This window comes from Clostridium sp. Marseille-QA1073 (assembly GCF_054863625.1).
The window spans coordinates 86,986-104,787 of sequence record NZ_JBSVQM010000003.1; the positions used below are offsets into that span (position 1 = coordinate 86,986).

Genomic DNA, 17,802 nt, shown 5'->3' on the forward strand with positions numbered 1-17,802 from the left:
ATTAATCTATCTTTAACACAGCCATAAATGCTTCTTGTGGTACCTCTACACTACCAATTTGTCTCATTCTCTTCTTTCCTTGCTTTTGCTTTTCTAAAAGTTTTTTCTTTCTTGAAATGTCTCCACCATAGCATTTTGCAAGTACATCTTTTCTCATAGCTTTTACAGTTTCCCTTGCTATGATTTTTGAACCTACAGCTGCCTGTATAGGAATTTCGAATAATTGTCTAGGAATAATCTCTTTAAGCTTTTCAGCCATAGCTCTTCCTCTATAATAAGCTCTCTCCTGTGGCACTATCATTGATAAGGCGTCTACTACCTCTCCATTTAACATTATATCTAACTTAACAAGTTTAGTTTCCTTATATCCTTTTAATTCATAGTCAAAAGAAGCATATCCTCTAGTTCTAGATTTTAATGCATCAAAGAAATCATAAACTATCTCATTTAAAGGCATATCATAATTTATAACTACCCTTGTTTCTTCAATGTATTGCATATCAATAAATATACCTCTCTTATCCTGACAAAGTTCCATTATTGCTCCAACATAATCTGAAGGTGCAATTATAGAAGTTTTAACCATAGGCTCTTCCATATAACTTATTTCTGATGGCTCTGGAAGATTAGTTGGATTTGTTATTTCTATAAGAGTTCCATCAGTTTTTACTACTTTATAAATAACAGAAGGTGCTGTAGTTATAATATCTAAGTTAAACTCTCTTTCTATTCGCTCTTGAATTATCTCCATATGTAGAAGTCCTAAGAAACCACATCTAAATCCAAATCCCAATGCTATAGAAGTCTCTGGTTCAAATGATAATGCAGCATCGTTTAGTTGTAATTTTTCTAGCGCCTCTTTTAAAGCTTCATATTTTGATCCATCTACAGGATAAATCCCACTAAAAACCATTGGTATTGCAGGTCTATAACCTTCAAGAGCTTCTTTTGCCGGTCTATTAGCTTCTGTAATTGTGTCCCCTGCTCTAGCATCTCCAACATTTTTTATTGAAGCACTTAAATATCCAACTTCACCTGCTCTTAGTTCTGTAACAGGCATTGGTGCCGGTGTAAATACACCAACTTCAGTAACATCATAAACTTTATTAGTATTCATAAGTTTTATTTTAGTTCCTGGTTTAACAATACCATCCATGACTCTTATATATGTAACAACGCCTTTATAGCTATCATAATACGAATCAAATATTAAAGCTTTTAATGGAGCTTCCTCATCTCCATTTGGTGCTGGTACCTTTTTTACTATTGTCTCTAAAACATCTTCTATATTTAGTCCTGTCTTAGCAGAAATAAGTGGTGCATCATGGGCTTCTATTCCTATTACATCCTCTATTTCTTGTTTAATTTCATCTGGCCTTGCACTTGGAAGATCAATCTTGTTTATTACTGGTGCAATTTCAAGATTATGCTCTAATGCTAAATAACAGTTTGCCAATGTCTGAGCTTGAATACCTTGAGTAGCATCTACTACTAATACTGCTCCTTCACAAGCAGCTAGACTTCTGGAAACTTCATAATTAAAGTCTACATGCCCTGGAGTATCAATTAAATTTAATATGTACTCTTGTCCATCTACTTCTCTTTTATACACAAGTCTTGCAGCTTGAGCCTTAATTGTAATTCCTCTTTCTTTTTCAAGTTCCATATTGTCTAATATTTGTGATTCCATTTCTCTCTCTGTTAAAGTACCAGTTTTTTCTAAAAGTCTATCTGCTAAAGTAGATTTACCGTGATCTATATGTGCAACTATAGAAAAGTTTCTTATATTTTTTTGTCTATTATTTTGCATTAATTTTTACCCCCGTTTACGATAATGGATATATTAAAGTTATATTTAATAAGTTTTGATTGACTTTTATTTTTATAGTATGAATACAATTATCACAATAAATTTAATGTAAATAATCGTAGATTTATTTTTTACTCTAAAATATTCTTAGTTCTTTACAAATTGTTATTACCTTTAAGTAAATATATTTATAATTATTTAATCAAAACTTCAAATTATACCTGAGTTATTAACAAATAAATAACTAATCAATACTATAAGTTTATTTTGTGTTATATTTCCTCTATAAAATTTCTACTAGCACCATTATAATCAGAATCTATAAACATATCTAACACAAGGTAAACCTTCCACCTTTAGCTATTTATTTTACTTCAAATACCTTAGTCTAATTATATATTCTATATCTTTGTACATAATTAATCAGATTAAATTATATCATATAATTTAGGAACTTTGTCAATAAAAACCCATTGTTTCTAGTTGATTAGGTTATTATTTCAAAATCTCTATGGTCTAGATAGAGATATTATTTTCTCAACAGTATTGCTTATAATAAGCTCTGCTCCATTTTTAAAATTATAGAATATCTCAGTATTTAATACTATATGTTTTTCCCCTAAATCTAAAACTATTTTTGGAGGATTATCTTTTACATAAATTTTAAAAGAACTTTTTTCTTTAACAATATTTGATGAATTTATATTAACAGATAAAACTCCTAATATTAAAATTGATATAGTTAAACATACTATCCTTTTATATTTTTTACTCATAAAAAGTACCTCCCCATGTCATAAGGATGTACTTTTTTTACTTTTTTTATACAAATAACACTTCTGAAAAAATAATTAATTAAAATTATCAATATATTTTATATCAAATTATTTTAAACAAAAAGAAAACCCAAAGATAGCATATTATCTATGAGTTATGGCGATAAAGTGTAACTAAAAATCTAGTCCAAAAACTATCAGGTATCTTTAAAGATACATTACAACTATTTCAAAGTTTCTCCAATAACCTGTCCTAAATATTTCATGCTAGTTTTTGCTTCACTTAAGGTATTTGTACTAGCACCTACCTCAATTAAAACCGCATTATCACTTAAATCCTGACTATAATAAGTTATTCCTGTAGTATAAGTGTCAAATATAGGCCTTCCTCTTAATAAATCTGGAAATGATTTATTTGCAATATTAACCATAGTATTCATTTTTGCTAATTGATTTTTATATCTAGGATTAGCAGTAGCAGGTACAAACATTATTTTTGCTACTGGTTCGCCATTTACAACTCCAGTTACAGACTCTTTTCTAGGGCCAGAATCTCTATGCATGTCTATAATTAAATCAAAATCTTTATATTGATTTAAGTATCTTTTTAAAGTTTCACGAGATTTATAGTATGAGTCATCATAAACAGTATCATGAAAAGTCTTATCATGTATAACTGCAAACCCACGTTTTTCTAATTCTGCTGTCAGCGCATCTCCTACTGCTACTATATTATTATTAGGATCTTTTTTTGAAGGCTCGCCTGGTGAATAAGCTTCACAAGTATGAGTATGATAAATTAATATCCTCTTATTGGCGTTTTTCATCCTATCCTCTTCACTAACATTTTTTATATCTTTTTTATTGATATCATTTTCCTTTAGGTTAAAAGAATCTATATTAAAATCTTCAATGAAAGCCTCCTTGCTCTCATCTACTGTATTTTCACTGTTATTTTTATTAAAAAATCCAAATTCATCTTTAATTATTTGTAGAATATTAAAAGCAGATATTCCCTTGTCCTCTTCTCTTACTAAATTATTTGAGGATGCACCAAAGGAGGATATACTACTATTTATTACCTTAAAATAAAGGCTAGTCCTAAAACTGCTTTGATGATTGTAATTGTGTATTAAAAAATTCTTTTCAAGTAAAATCACCAATAGTATCATAATTAAAAATGTTATTCCAATCTTTGAATATTTAGTTAGTGAATTATTTTTATTATTTATTTTATACTTATTATTATATCTACCATAACTTTGCCTTTTGTAATTCATTTTACCCCTCCTGTATACCTAAGAATAAGATTTATAACAATTGAAAATTGATAACGGACAATTATAAATACTTCCATTTATAAAAATAAGTATTAAATTAACTAAATCTTAAATTTAAAAATATGTACTCAACTTAAAAATATTTAAAAATCTTTATTGGATTTTAATTGTCCTCTTTCAATAATCAATTGTTTAAATCACATTGCTTATTAATAAATATATTTGATATATATGAGGGGATTTTATTATTTATAACTAATTCACGTATTTATTAATATCATCTAAGGTTAACGCTGGCTGAAGTGCTATGTTTATCCCATTAGCAATTATTTTAGATACAGAATCAATTATCATATCTATATCTTTAGGAGTAACTACTAAAGTTGCCATTTTTACTCCTAGAGTTTCTCTTATCAAATTTTGTTTTTCATTTCTATCTAAAGACTGTAAAAGCTTATAGAATTCTCCACCAGAAGTTGCTTCATCTGTTAAATCGTCTATAACTAAATCTATAGTATCATTTGCCAGTGTAGCTGCATCCACAACTGTAGGTACTCCTATAGCAATAACTGGTACACCCAATGTGCTTTCACTTAATTCCATTCTTTTATTGCCTATTCCAGCACCTGGTGATATTCCTGTATCACCAATTTGAATAGTTCTATTTACTCTTTGAGTTTTTCTAGAGGCTAATGCATCAATACATATGACTATATTAGGTTTAATTTTATCTACTATACCTCTTACAATCTCACTTGTTTCTATACCTGTAATACCTAGTACTCCTGGAGCAACTGCACAAACTGGTCTAACACCTTCATCTATACTGTTAGGTACATACTCTTTTAAATGTCTTGTTACCATAAGCTTAGATACAACCTTAGGTCCTAGTGCATCAGGAGTAATATTCCAATTACCAAGTCCTACTACTAGTGCAGTCATACTTTCATCCAATTTAATTATTTTACTTAATTCCTTTGCTAATGTTTTGCTTACATCATCTTTTGCATCACCATCATAATGAACAAAATCTGCAAACTCTAAGGTGATATAATTTCCTTTTGGTTTACCTATTATTCTCTCACCTTCATCAGTTAATACTTTTACATGTGAAACCATCACTTGTTTATCAATATAATCAACTACTTCTACTCCATCTATATCGTTTTTATTCTTTTCCTTGTAATATTCTCTAGCCTCTAATGCTAAATCTGTTCTTATATTATTCATAATCTCTCTCCTTTTTTACTTTTAATTAAAATTTAAAGATAATTTTTAATATAAATATTAAAATGATAAAGTGTTTTATAAAAAATAGTTTACTTTTAAAATGAAAGTCAAATAAATCCACATTATTCTTTTGGAAAAATTTTAACTAACTATGTATTTTTACTTCCATTACTGTTATAATACATAAAGGGAAGTTATTACAAAAATTATTAGAGTTATTAGATTTTAATCTTAAAAGATAAATTCTACTTGAAGTGATTTTGAAATAATGATATAATAGCATTTGTTAAATATAGGACTCATACGCAGACTTCCCCAAAGCTGCTGAGACGTGATAAAAATACAAGGGGGTGAAACACACATGGCAAACATTAAGTCAGCACAAAAAAGAATTAAAGTTGCAAAAGCTAAAACTCTTAGAAATACAATGATAAAATCTGCACTTAAAACTAAAATAAAGAAGTTTGAAGTTGCAGTTGCTAACAAAAATGTAGAAGAAGCTAAGGCTAACTACAGCGTAGTTGTTAAAGCTTTAGATATGGCTGCTTCAAAAGGAATAATACATAAAAATAAAGCAGCTAGAAAGAAATCTAGACTAGCTACAAAGTTAACTAGCTTATCAGCTTAATAAATAAACCGTGATAAAATCACGGTTTTTTATTTTAATAAAATTATAGATATTTATTTATAAGAAATTACTGTCTCTTTTTAAGAATTAAATAAAAACTTCTCTTATAAAAGAGAAGTCTTAAATTGATTTCTTTTCACGTGACACAGTCACTTTTATTAAAAAATTTATTAAAGAAATTAGTTTGATTAAAACTAATTTCTACTCTAATTGTCAACTGTCCATTCTCAATTCTCCATTAATTAAAATTGTAAATTAAAAAGCCATTTAAAGATAGTCATATTTAATATACATTAATTTTTAAGGTAGTTTATCTATATAATACCTATTCTATATCATTGAGTTTAACATAAAAGCTCTAAATGTATTTTATTATCGCTACTTGAACTTTTAATTAACTTTTCTGTTTCAACACAAAGTTTCAAATTTCTTTTTAAAGCCTGCATAGAAAATTTTTTACTTTGCTTAACCATTTTTTCTGCAATGTAGGGATGTAATCTATATTGTTTTGAAAGTTCATCTACTTTTATACCACTGTCACTACCTAACCTTAATGCTAACAATAATTTAAACTGTCTTTGTATCATATGTAAAATAACAGGAATTTTTTCTCCCTTATATATTAATTCATTAACTAGATCCATAGACTTTTTAATATTCTTTTGAGATAAACAATCTACAAGATTAAAGATATCATTTTCATTTTTAGGTGGCATTAGAGCTAATATGTCCTCTTTAGTTATTTTTCTATCTTCAGTATAACAACATAATTTTACTCATTTTGTTATTATATTCATATTATTTTCTACAAGACTACAAAAAAAACTTAATTCAGACCTATCTATCTTCTTACCCTTATCTTCAAAAATAGTTTTAATTATAGTATAAATTGTCCCCTTTTAATTTATCAATTTTTACTACTGTAGCCTTTTTTTCTAACTTTTTAACTTTATTACTTACCTTTTCTCTATCACTTTCAAAAACATAATACATAATTAAAGTTGAATAATCAGGAAGGTTTTCTAAGTATTTTGATAAATTATTAAAATCTACCTTTTTCCCATCAGATGAGGTTTTATAGCTATCCTCTAAAAATATAGCTCTATAAATTTCTATAACTTTTTTTTCACTCATAAAAGGCATAGTTTCACAACAATTAATTATAGTATCATTATCTACTTTTTTTCCATCTAATCTAATAAAATTTAAATCTCTAAAATTTTCATCTATACTTTTAGATACTATAGTGTTTATAGATGTTTTTATTAAATTTTCATCACTTCCACAAAAAATATAGCAGTTGTCAATTTTACCTTTTTTAATCTTTTCTTCAAATTCTACTAAAGTAAGCAAAGTTTACTCTCTCCTTTTTAAAATAACTTATACAATTTTAAGATTACAATTAATAGTCATTATAAATAAAATTTATAATATCAGTACGATATAAAATAAGTTAATATACTAACTAATTTTTATAAAGATACTTAACTATTTATAACAAGTTATTAACTATATAAGTTTCTAATAATGGTATTCAAATATACTATCTTTGATAATCCTATACCTTTTATATACCACACCATTAAAACCATATTCATCCTCTTTAATAAATTTTATTTTACCATAATTACCTTGGATGTGTTTGCTTTTATTAGTTGTAAATAATATTTTATTGTTTTTAGAGTAGATTATCAAATCCAAATCTCCTCTATTAGGAGTTGCAATTATTTTATAATCATTTTTCAAATTAATAATAGTTTCACTATTAATTTCATCATATATATCATCTACACTAATGAAAGATTTAATTTTTGATAACTTTATTATTTTATTGCTAAGTAAAACACTTTTATTTTTATATTTAACATTTATTATATTATGATTTTTTTGTTTTATATAACTAATTTCAGGATAAAAAGAATAATTACTAACAAGAGTTATTAAAAGAATATTATAGGAACATATAATGAGTTTTATATTCTTTTTTATATAATATATAGGAATAATATAGTGTAATCACAACTAGAGCTTGTATATAAGTAATTTTTGCAACATCCAACATGTTCTTTAAAAAAATCCCCTCAGCTGTATTTATTATAAATAATAGTGAAGTTAATACATAATTAATCAATTTAAATACAAATTTAGTGTTTAATAGTAATAAAGATATATTTCCTAATATAATAAGTATACTATAGAAAGGTATTAATATTAAATTGCTAATAATACCATTAAAGCCTATAGTATTCGTATTTAAAGCTAAATAAGGTAACGTAAATATAAGTGCTGATAAGGTCATAGATATTGAGTTTTTGATCACATTTGGTAAGGTTTTTAATTTATCTCTTATATGTCCATAGGTAGTTGTTATTCCTATCACTGATAAAAAAGACAACATAAATCCCATATCTAAAATATAGTATGGTTTAATTAATAAAAGTATTATTGCTGCAAAAGATATACTAGATAAAGTATCATAATTTCTTTTTATTACTCTAGACATTATCAAAATAGAAATCATGATAAAAGCTCTCACTGTTGAAGCATTCATTCCCGTTATTATTACATAAATAAAAGTTATTATAACTGCTATTTTATAACCAAAAATTTTCTGAAGTGCTCCGTATATAGCTGCAATATGAAATCCAGAAACACTAATAATATATACATCAATATATTCATATTATTTTTTTTACTATAAGAAAGATAATCCTTATCTTCCTAGACAAAGTGCCATTATTAAAGCCATAGAATTTTCTTCTCCTTGATAAATTAATAGTTTTTTAAATATTCTCCTTTTATATTCCTTATTTTAGATATAATATCTTTCTTAATTTTAAAAGATTGAATACTATAAGTTCCTATTATACCTTTATCATATATAGGCTTTTTCATATAAGTTCCCTTATCACATTAATATATCACCTTTATTAATACCTTTTAAATCTCCTTTTATAAGTATTTTTCTATTATGTATACTAGCTATAGTTTCATAATTATTTACTGCGGTAACTCTTAAAGTTTGATTTTGTCCTAAAGTAAAATTAAAATATATAAAGTAACTAACTATACCAGCTATTAAGAAACTGCATACTAAAATAAAATATCTTCTATTGACAGTTTTATAAATTATTATTAGAAATAATCCAATTAATATAAAAGATAAATATATTGAATTTAATAATAAATAACATATGAAAGCACCTAAAAATAAAGCAAAGCTATAATAAACTAATGGTCTATCCATAATCTCCCTCTTCGATAAATTATTTATTTCAAGCTTTGACCAATATATAATAGCTTATACACTTTTCAGTTCATAATGAATATTTCATAATTAAAGACAAATTTAATTCTCCATAAAATTATAAGTTGAACTATTTGAAAAAAGTTTTACATTTTAATATTCATATTAAAATAAAAAGGAATACTAATAATTTATATTAGTATTCCTTAATGTGTTTAGAAATTTTTAACCTTAAATAATTCTACTAATTTTTTCATACTATTGGTCATATTAGAAAGCTCCTGAGCTAAAGCTGATACTTCCTGAGTAGATGCACTTACCTCTTGAGAAGTTGCAGCAATTTCCTCAGAAGAAGCGGATACTTCTTCCGCTACTGATGAAGTTGCTTCTACTTTTTCTATTATATCATTTTTCCTATTATTTATCTCAATTGCTATCTTAGTTGTCTCCTCAATTTTAGGATTTATATCATTTACAGCCTTTGTTATTTCTCCAAAAGATTTTATTGCTGTTGTTATGCTACTTCGTTGAGTTAATAATTGATTACTTACTATATCAGTGGTTTCAACCATTTTTTCTGTATCTTGCGATATAGTACTTATTAACTTAACTATATTTTCTGTTGAGTGTTTACTTTGCTCTGCTAGTTTTCTTATTTCATCTGCTACTACTGAAAAGCCCCTACCTGCTTCTCCTGCTCTAGCTGCTTCTATAGCTGCATTAAGTGCTAGTAAGTTTGTTTGGTCTGATATTCCCTTTATTAATGTAGTTATTTCGTTTATCTTATTTATATTTCCTTCTACATTTTGTATTTTCTCTACTAATTCACTAAATGAATCTGTTACAGTATCTACTGAACTTATAACACTACTCATATCTTTATTACTATCATTAGCTTTTATATGAATTTCTGAAGTTCCATCTTCAATAACCTTTACAGATTCTAATACATTGTCAAGTTGAATATTAAAATCATTTAATATTGAAACTATATATACTAAATCTCCTGATTGAGTTTCCATACCTTTAGCTACATCCTGTACTGAAGTTGCCACATTATCAATAGAACTGGACATCTCTACTGATAAACTTGATAAACTTTCCGTATTTTCATCAATTGTAAAAGCATTATTTTGTACAGTACTTATAGCCTCACTCATAGATACTTGCATTCTCTCAATAGCTTTTCCTATATTAGTGAATTCATCACCACTATTTAATAATTTTTTTGATACTTCTTCTGTAAAATCTCCTGATGCTAATACTTCTAGATGGCTTACAGTAGTAGATATAGACTTTTTAATTGATTTTGTTAATAATAGTACAAACATTAAACTTATTAGTATTGCTACTATTGAAATTATTGCTATCATGTTTTCAGCTTTATATGTACCTGCCAATACTTCCTCAGCATCAATAAATATGCCTACTGACCAACCTGTAGTTGTAATAGGAGCATAAGCTATATACTGTTCTTTTCCACCATTAATACATGATTCAGCATTTTTTTGTCCACTAATCATTCTTTCACAAATATTAGCCATTCCTTTTAACTCTTCATTATCTTTTGACATTTCTATTATATTATCTCTTCTTTTTACTATTTCCGGATTATAATGTGCAGTAATTGTTCCACTTTTATCAAGCATGAAAGATTTTCCTGTCTCACCAAAAGTGACTTTAGATATCATCTCATTAATTTTCTTCAAATCTCTTGTTGCAGATAAAACTCCTTTAACACGCCCATTATTGTCTTTAATAGGTACTGAGTAAACTATTACTATTTCTCCACTTATTTTATCTACAAGAGGTTCACTTACTGCAACGGCACCTGATAAAGATTTTTTAAAATATTCGCTATCAGAAACATCCAAGGTGTTTCCATCAGTAAAATGAGCCTTTCCATTAGGCTCAATAATTCCCATTCTAAGATGACCTGTTCTTTCTTCCTCCAATTTAATATAACTAAGGTTTTCTTCTATAGTTATATTTGAATCTGTTAACTCCTCCCAAATTGATATTGATTGTAAAGAGTCTATAACTCCTTTTATGTAGTTATCTATAGAATTAGCAGCATTTGTTGCAACTTCTGGTAAAGTTAAATTTAAAATATTAAGTGCAGATTCTTCCGACAATCTTACTGATTGTGTTCCTAATACACCAGTAACTAAAAAAATTAGTATTCCAAAATAAAAAGCAAGTTTTGTACCTATACTCTTAAACTTTAGTTTAATTTTTATTTTTTTCTTCATTAACATATCCTCCCATAGCTTTAAATAGCAAACTACCGATATAAATTATGTTCGTCTATAAACTGTTATACTTTATACCTTTTTGATAACCTTTGCAGCTTTATAGAAAGTTTTTAAAAGGATATATATTAAAATAATATTAAAACTATTTTTTTTTAATTAAAATTAAAAATAATTTATTCTATTTATATATTTAAAAAACTTTTTCCAAAATATTGAATTCATATTATTAAGTATATAATCATTTTAATAAATTTTATTATATATTTTACATTTAAAAAGGTAATGTATAAATACATTACCTTTAACTTTTATCATCCTGTTCTTTCTTTTTTATAGTGCTTTGTTTAAACAATTGATTTGTATACACTGTAGTACCTGTAACTAAAATTCCTTGTATAATTGCTTCCATGCTAAATCCTAAAAGGCCTATGGCACTTCCTATACCTACAATTAAAAGTATCCAAGGAATACTCCAATCTTGAATTTTAGAGGTATTTTTAAGCATCATTCCTATTATATAAAGTACTGGTATTAATATAAGTGCCTTTTCTGTAATAAAACTCATTATATCCATAATTACCCCCATTCATAATCAATATATAAATTTAAAAATAATATAAAATTTATATTAATTACTTTGTAGTATAAATTTAGAATATCATTTTAATTTATAACTTAATAAATTATATGCTGAAATTTTATGAATAGAGATATTTTATAAAGTTTTATCTAATATTTTAAATGCATCTACAATATTTTTTATTTATACGATATACTTACAGTTTTATTTTATGATAAAAATTAAAATGACCACACTAATTTAAGTGTGCGGTTTAAAATAATAGAATTTTAATATTACATATTTAATTCAATTTACTTCTTCAAATTAAGCAACGCTAAATACATCGACATATTTTATTGCATTTTTATAGAGTATAATTTGTGTCCCATTTGATCTTTCACAAACAAAATTATCAGTAGTACCAGTTGTTAACCACGTATACATGTCATTATAATTTGTAATTGTTGTATTATTTAACCATATACTGTTCCATCCAAAAAAAGAATACTTAAACTTAATTCCATAATATTCCAACCCCCATTTTACATATTTTAGGATTTTTATATATAAATCAAATTACACTTATATTATATGATGAAATTATCATTTAAGTTCCACTATAAAAATACATTCAATATTATTGTAAATTTTATACTAAATAATATAAGCAAAAATAAATTTATTTTAACTTATAATAATTCTATATTTTATAATAGCTTTTTTAATTGAAAATTTTTTAAAGTACTTATCTGCATTCTAATTAAAGTAATGTTTACATTTTTAATCTCATGCCATATAACATATAACGAAAAGAAGGTATATCTATGAAAAAATTTTTAAAAAGATTATCTATCTCATTACTAACTTTAACTCTATTTTTTAGTATAGGATTTACTAACATAGCCAATGCTAAACCAATATGTGGTTGTTTTAATCTATGTATCCACACTGTAAAGACTGGTGATTGCACACTAAGATCATATTGTACTAATTGTGGTTAGCAGGATGATTAGGTAGCTTCTGATTGCAACAACTAGCTGCTCTAGAAAAAGGCACCTAAAGTATGTGATGTCTTTCTTATTATAATTAATTAAATTTTATAAAAAAATTAGAAGATTAATTCTAAAATAAGTAGCAGATATTTAAAACATATTAATCTAAAATTTCTGCTGTCAATTTGCCGTTAATTAAAAATATAAAACAAAAAAGCTTTGCAGGATTTTTATTTAAAATCTTACAAAGCTAGCATTATCAATTGGCGGGAATATGTGGGAATCGAACCCACCCGTCGTGGTCTTAGCACGGCAACACGGTTTTGAAGACCGGCAGGCACACCAGCACCTATCTACTCCCTTGTATTATCTTTTAAATTCGGACACATATGAAATTGTAACACATATATTTTCACATTTCAACAATTTTCTGATTTTAATATAGTATTTTCTATTATAATTTTAAATAGACTATATTTGATATTAATATAATAATCTATCATTCTCTACTCGCTTTGTAAACTTTATACTATCTAAATGCTCAAGTATAGCTACAGCATATTTTCTATTGGTTTCTAAAAGTTCCCTTGAAGTAGAAGCATTTATTGATCCATTCTTTTCTATATATTCCTTAATCATAATTTTAGCTTTCTCATAATTATCTTTTGTTAATATACATTCTTCGTTAAGCTTTACTAAAATTTCTTGATCTAATAATGATTCATATACCATTTTAAAAGTATTTTTATCTTTTTCTTCATTAGCTAAATCATTATATTTAGGACAGTTATATTTAGATTTTTCATACTCTGAAACAATATATTCTCTCATTCGCTCTTGTTCTTTATTATACTTAATATGAAAATCATATAGGGAAATAAACTTTGAACTTACTTTTATTATTTTTCTTTCTTCTAAAAGCTGCAATATTTCGTCATAATTCTTCTGCTTTAATGATTTTCCAAATATTTTATTTTTTATTTCTTCTTTAGACATTCCAAATTTTAATGGATTTTCTTTATGATATTCTACCAATAATCTTTCAATTTCAATTATTTTATCTTTCAAAAAATCTTTATGAATATATATATTGCTTTCTGAAGAAATTAACTTTATTACTAATCGTTCTTTTATAAGAGTTTCCAGTTTCTCATCTATATTTTCTAAATTTTTACCTAAACCTTTAATAATAGCTATCATATCAGGATACTGCTCACTTAAATTATAAACAGTATTTTCTAATATGCTTTCTGTTCTCCCACTTTCCTTTAATTTTAATTGTTCAAGGTACTTTTTATCAAACCTCTTAGCTTTTTTAGCTACTGGCTCAATAATACTACCACCTGCAATAGTATACATAGGAGAATAATTTCTTATAACATATCTATCATTTCGTTGTGCTGTTATAGGTTTTTCCAATCTTAGCTGTACATAGGCGTTTTCACCTGGTTCAATTTCTTCTTTATTTAATATTACAACTCTACATAATACTTCTTCAGTGCCATGATATAAACGTACCCTTTGTCTATTAACTAAAGTTCTATCAGTACTTTTTAAATAATAAAGATTACAATCTATAGTATTAGAAGGTTCCATCATATTTTCTTTTGCAATTACATCTCCTCTTTGAACTTCATTTAATTTGATATTAGCTAAATTAAGAGCACATCTTTGACCTGCCTCTCCAAATTCACAGCTTTCACCATGAATTTTAATTCCTCTAACCTTGGTAGTTATTTTTGATGGATACACTTCTATTGTATCTCCTACATTTACTCTACCACTAATTATAGTACCAGTGACAACAGTTCCAAATCCTTTAATAGTAAACGCCCTATCTATTGGTAATCTAAAATGCCCTTCTGTATCTTTAGCTTCTACCTCATCTGTCATAATTTCTATATCTTTTATAAGTTTCTCAAAACCTGTCTTAGTTTTTGAAGATACTGCATGTATTGGAGCATCTTCAAGGAAAGTTCCACTAAACTCCTCTTTGATGTCTAACTTAATCATATCAATCCATTCTTCGTCCACTAGATCTGCTTTAGTAAGTACTATTATTCCTCTTTTTACATTTAATAATTGAAGTATTTCAAAGTGTTCTCTAGTTTGAGGCATTATACCCTCATCAGCAGCAATAACTAGTAAAACTACATCTATGCTGCTTATACCTGCTAACATGTTTTTTACAAATTTTTCATGACCAGGTACATCAATTATTCCTGCTCTTTTTCCTGAAGGTAAATCAAAATATGTAAAACCTAAGTTTATTGAAATTCCTCTATCTTTTTCCTCTTTTAAAGTATCTGTTTCTCTTCCTGTTAAAGCTTTAATTAGGGTAGTTTTACCATGATCAATATGACCAGCTGTGCCTATAATAATATGCTTCATAAAACATTCATCCTTTCAATTAGATAATTTCATATACATGTGTATTATCTAAAAAGTTAATGTAAAACTCAATTAATATACAGTTTACAATGCACACTTTGATAAAAATTATTTTCTTATTTAAAATTCATATTTGAAAATGCTTTTGTAATTATGTCAAAATCTTTTTCAAATATAGTTCTTACATCCAAAATAAGTTCATCATTGAATATTCTTGTTATTATTGGCGTTTCATTATATCTAAGTTTTTGTTCCATCTCATTAGCTGAAAAGACTTTATTTTTAACTTTTATAACATAAGTTTCTATTTTTTCTGTAGGCATAGAACCTCCACCTACCATAGAAGCATCTAAAGTTACAGTAAAATCGAAATCCTTAGTATTACTAGAAAGTTTTTTCTTAAGTTTCATAGCCTTTTTCTTCATGTCTTCTTTTGAAGCCAAAATCATATTTAGACTTGGAATATTTTCTATAGCTGATTTTTCATCTAAATAATACTTAAGAGTACCCTCTAATGCTGCTAAGGTCATTTTATCAATCCTTAATGCACGAGTTAATTGATTTTTTTTCATAAGATTTACATATTTTTTCTTTCCTACTATAATTCCGGCTTGAGGACCACCTAGCATTTTGTCTCCACTAAAAGTTATTATATCAACACCTTTTTTAATACTTTCTTGTACTGTAGGCTCATAGGTAAATCCATATTTAGAAAAGTCAATTAAAACTCCACTTCCTATATCTTCTACCACTGGAATATTCATATCATTACCTAATTTCACTAAGCTTTCAAGGTCAACTTCCTCAGTAAATCCATAAATTTTAAAATTGGAAGTATGTACTTTTAACAATAATCCTGTGTTTTCATTTATATTATCTTCATAATCATATAAATGAGTTCTATTTGTAGTACCTACTTCTACAAGTTTAGCTCCACTAAACTTCATAACCTCAGGAACTCTAAAAGATCCTCCTATTTCTACAAGCTGCCCTCTTGATACTATAGCTTCTTTATCTTTACATAATGTATCCAAAACAAGCATTATTGCTGCAGCATTATTGTTTACCACCATAGCAGCTTCTGCTCCTGTAATTTTAGTTATAAGTTCTTCTATATGGCTATATCTTGACCCTCTTTTGCCACTATTTATATCATACTCTAAATTATTGTAACTACCTGCTACCTCGATAGCATTTTTTATTGCACCATCACTTAAAAGTGAACGACCTAAATTAGTATGTATAACTGTACCTGTAGCATTTATAACTTTTTTTAAATTAGGCCTTTTCTTATTATTTAACAGTTTAAAAGCATAATTTAAAATCTCTTCTCTTTCAAAACTATGAATTTTCTCTTCCAATATATATGTTCTATATAAATCTATTGATTCCCTAAGAGAATCCACGACAATTGTTCTTCCTGTAATATTCAGTTCTCTTAATACTAAATCTTCTTTTAAAAGTTCGTCTATTTTAGGCAATTGCCTCAATAACTCTTTATCCATATTACTTCTCCTATACCATAACAAATTTATTCTACAATAATATACTTCTCCTGTAGACTAATTACTTCTCCTATTATGGCAGATTTTAATTCTAACTTGTCTAATTTCTCCATAATTTTTACACTTTCTTCTTTAGTTGTAGAAATTAATAGTCCACCTGAAGTCTGTGGGTCAAATAATAAATCTTCCATCCATAATTCAACATTTTTCAATTCATATTTTCCATCTAAATAATTTTTATTATTATAGCTACCTGCTGGAACTAACCCCATCATCGCATATTCTTTAATACCTTCAATTATAGGTAATTTATCCTTATATAATTTAAAAGTCACATTAGATGCACTTGCCATTTCATAACCATGTCCCATTATGCTAAATCCAGTTACATCTGTGCAAGCGCTAACATAATGTTCTACTATGATTTCACCTGCATATTTATTTAAGGTACTCATAACTTTAACACCTTCATTATAAGCTTCTTTTGAAGCCATATCTGCTTTTATTGCAGTAGTTAGTATCCCTGTTCCTAAAGGCTTAGTTAATATTAATACCTCACCTTCTTTAGATCCATAATTTTTAAGAACCTTATCTGGATGTACTATTCCCATTACTGAAAGTCCATATTTAGGTTCATCATCAGAAACAGTATGACCTCCTATCACCACAGCTCCAGCCTCTATAACTTTATCTGCTCCACCTTTTAATATCTCACCTAGAATCTCTATATTAAGGCAATTTGGAAAACAAACTATATTCAGTGCAACAGTAGGCCTTCCCCCCATAGCATAAACATCACTTAGTGAGTTTGCAGCAGCTATTTGTCCAAAAGTATAAGGATCATCCACTACTGGAGTGAAAAAGTCTAAGGTTTGAATGGTTGCCAAATCATCACTTAATTTATAAACTGCGGCATCATCTGATGTTTCTATGCCAACAATTAAATTATCATTATGCATTTTAGGCAATTTGTTTAATATTTTTGAAAGGGTCTCCGGCCCTATTTTAGCTGCTCATCCTGATGTTTTTGAAAGTTCTGTCAATCTCTTTTCCATGCTAAACCCTCCTGCCTATAAAATTCTAATAACCTACTAAGATTATTTTTTAAAATTTTGATAAGATTTCA

Annotated in this window: 17 protein-coding genes and 1 tRNA gene; 2 read left to right on the forward strand and 16 right to left on the reverse strand. The window is 26.8% G+C overall.

Features of this window, described 5'->3' with window-relative positions; translation table 11 throughout:
* Window position 1 precedes the first annotated feature (1 nt).
* The 4 genes from lepA to gpr all read right to left on the reverse strand — a co-directional run bounded on the left by lepA (window position 2) and on the right by gpr (window position 5,096).
* Complete coding sequence (lepA, locus tag ACY1IQ_RS03630) at window positions 2-1,810, reverse strand: translation elongation factor 4 (protein WP_461612686.1); 1,809 nt, start codon at window positions 1,808-1,810, stop codon at window positions 2-4.
* A gap of 509 nt (window positions 1,811-2,319) precedes the next feature.
* A complete protein-coding gene (locus tag ACY1IQ_RS03635; protein WP_461612687.1) occupies window positions 2,320-2,586 on the reverse strand; it encodes a hypothetical protein in 267 nt (88 codons plus the stop codon).
* A 224-nt stretch (window positions 2,587-2,810) separates the two neighbouring features.
* Complete coding sequence (locus ACY1IQ_RS03640) at window positions 2,811-3,866, reverse strand: stage II sporulation protein P (RefSeq protein ID WP_461612688.1); 1,056 nt, start codon at window positions 3,864-3,866, stop codon at window positions 2,811-2,813.
* Between the two features lie 255 nt (window positions 3,867-4,121).
* Entirely contained in the window at window positions 4,122-5,096 is a 975-nt protein-coding gene (gpr, locus tag ACY1IQ_RS03645) for a GPR endopeptidase (RefSeq protein WP_461612689.1), read from the reverse strand.
* Window positions 5,097-5,457: 361 nt separating this feature from the next.
* Here gpr and rpsT point away from each other — a divergent pair, with 361 nt between their 5' ends.
* Window positions 5,458-5,724 (forward strand): 30S ribosomal protein S20, encoded by a 267-nt coding sequence (gene rpsT / locus ACY1IQ_RS03650; RefSeq protein WP_039632086.1) that lies wholly within the window; start codon window positions 5,458-5,460, stop codon window positions 5,722-5,724.
* A gap of 344 nt (window positions 5,725-6,068) precedes the next feature.
* Here the strand turns inward: rpsT and holA (ACY1IQ_RS03655) are convergent, their stop codons facing one another.
* The 8 genes from holA (ACY1IQ_RS03655) to ACY1IQ_RS03690 form a co-directional block, all read right to left on the reverse strand.
* Window positions 6,069-6,440, reverse strand: a complete 372-nt coding sequence (gene holA / locus ACY1IQ_RS03655; protein ID WP_461612690.1) for a DNA polymerase III subunit delta — start codon at window positions 6,438-6,440, stop codon at window positions 6,069-6,071.
* Window positions 6,441-6,597: 157 nt separating this feature from the next.
* A complete protein-coding gene (gene holA / locus ACY1IQ_RS03660; protein WP_461612691.1) occupies window positions 6,598-7,077 on the reverse strand; it encodes a DNA polymerase III subunit delta in 480 nt (159 codons plus the stop codon).
* A 168-nt stretch (window positions 7,078-7,245) separates the two neighbouring features.
* Window positions 7,246-7,470 (reverse strand): hypothetical protein, encoded by a 225-nt coding sequence (locus tag ACY1IQ_RS03665; protein WP_461612692.1) that lies wholly within the window; start codon window positions 7,468-7,470, stop codon window positions 7,246-7,248.
* 205 nt (window positions 7,471-7,675) lie between these two features.
* Window positions 7,676-8,398, reverse strand: coding sequence for a ComEC/Rec2 family competence protein (locus ACY1IQ_RS03670; RefSeq protein ID WP_461612846.1), 723 nt, complete (start codon window positions 8,396-8,398; stop codon window positions 7,676-7,678).
* A 98-nt stretch (window positions 8,399-8,496) separates the two neighbouring features.
* Window positions 8,497-8,619, reverse strand: coding sequence for a hypothetical protein (locus ACY1IQ_RS03675; protein ID WP_461612693.1), 123 nt, complete (start codon window positions 8,617-8,619; stop codon window positions 8,497-8,499).
* 13 nt (window positions 8,620-8,632) lie between these two features.
* Window positions 8,633-8,971: a hypothetical protein gene (locus tag ACY1IQ_RS03680; protein WP_461612694.1), complete on the reverse strand. Its 339-nt coding sequence runs from the start codon at window positions 8,969-8,971 to the stop codon at window positions 8,633-8,635.
* A gap of 215 nt (window positions 8,972-9,186) precedes the next feature.
* Window positions 9,187-11,223: a methyl-accepting chemotaxis protein gene (locus tag ACY1IQ_RS03685; protein ID WP_461612695.1), complete on the reverse strand. Its 2,037-nt coding sequence runs from the start codon at window positions 11,221-11,223 to the stop codon at window positions 9,187-9,189.
* 304 nt (window positions 11,224-11,527) lie between these two features.
* Window positions 11,528-11,800: a phage holin family protein gene (locus tag ACY1IQ_RS03690; RefSeq protein WP_461612696.1), complete on the reverse strand. Its 273-nt coding sequence runs from the start codon at window positions 11,798-11,800 to the stop codon at window positions 11,528-11,530.
* Between the two features lie 812 nt (window positions 11,801-12,612).
* On the opposite strand from ACY1IQ_RS03690, the gene ACY1IQ_RS03695 reads away from it, so the two are divergent.
* On the forward strand, window positions 12,613-12,789 hold the full coding sequence (locus ACY1IQ_RS03695) for a hypothetical protein (protein ID WP_461612697.1): 177 nt from the start codon (window positions 12,613-12,615) through the stop codon (window positions 12,787-12,789).
* 255 nt (window positions 12,790-13,044) lie between these two features.
* Here ACY1IQ_RS03695 and ACY1IQ_RS03700 read toward each other — a convergent pair.
* The 4 genes from ACY1IQ_RS03700 to selD all read right to left on the reverse strand — a co-directional run bounded on the left by ACY1IQ_RS03700 (window position 13,045) and on the right by selD (window position 17,731).
* A tRNA-Sec gene (locus tag ACY1IQ_RS03700) sits at window positions 13,045-13,141 on the reverse strand.
* A gap of 122 nt (window positions 13,142-13,263) precedes the next feature.
* The gene (gene selB / locus ACY1IQ_RS03705; protein WP_461612698.1) at window positions 13,264-15,171 is read right to left on the reverse strand and encodes a selenocysteine-specific translation elongation factor; all 1,908 of its coding nucleotides are present in this window, start codon (window positions 15,169-15,171) and stop codon (window positions 13,264-13,266) included.
* 116 nt (window positions 15,172-15,287) lie between these two features.
* Window positions 15,288-16,676: an L-seryl-tRNA(Sec) selenium transferase gene (selA, locus tag ACY1IQ_RS03710; RefSeq protein ID WP_461612699.1), complete on the reverse strand. Its 1,389-nt coding sequence runs from the start codon at window positions 16,674-16,676 to the stop codon at window positions 15,288-15,290.
* Between the two features lie 26 nt (window positions 16,677-16,702).
* Complete coding sequence (gene selD, locus ACY1IQ_RS03715) at window positions 16,703-17,731, reverse strand: selenide, water dikinase SelD (RefSeq protein WP_461612700.1); 1,029 nt, start codon at window positions 17,729-17,731, stop codon at window positions 16,703-16,705.
* Window positions 17,732-17,802 lie beyond the last annotated feature (71 nt).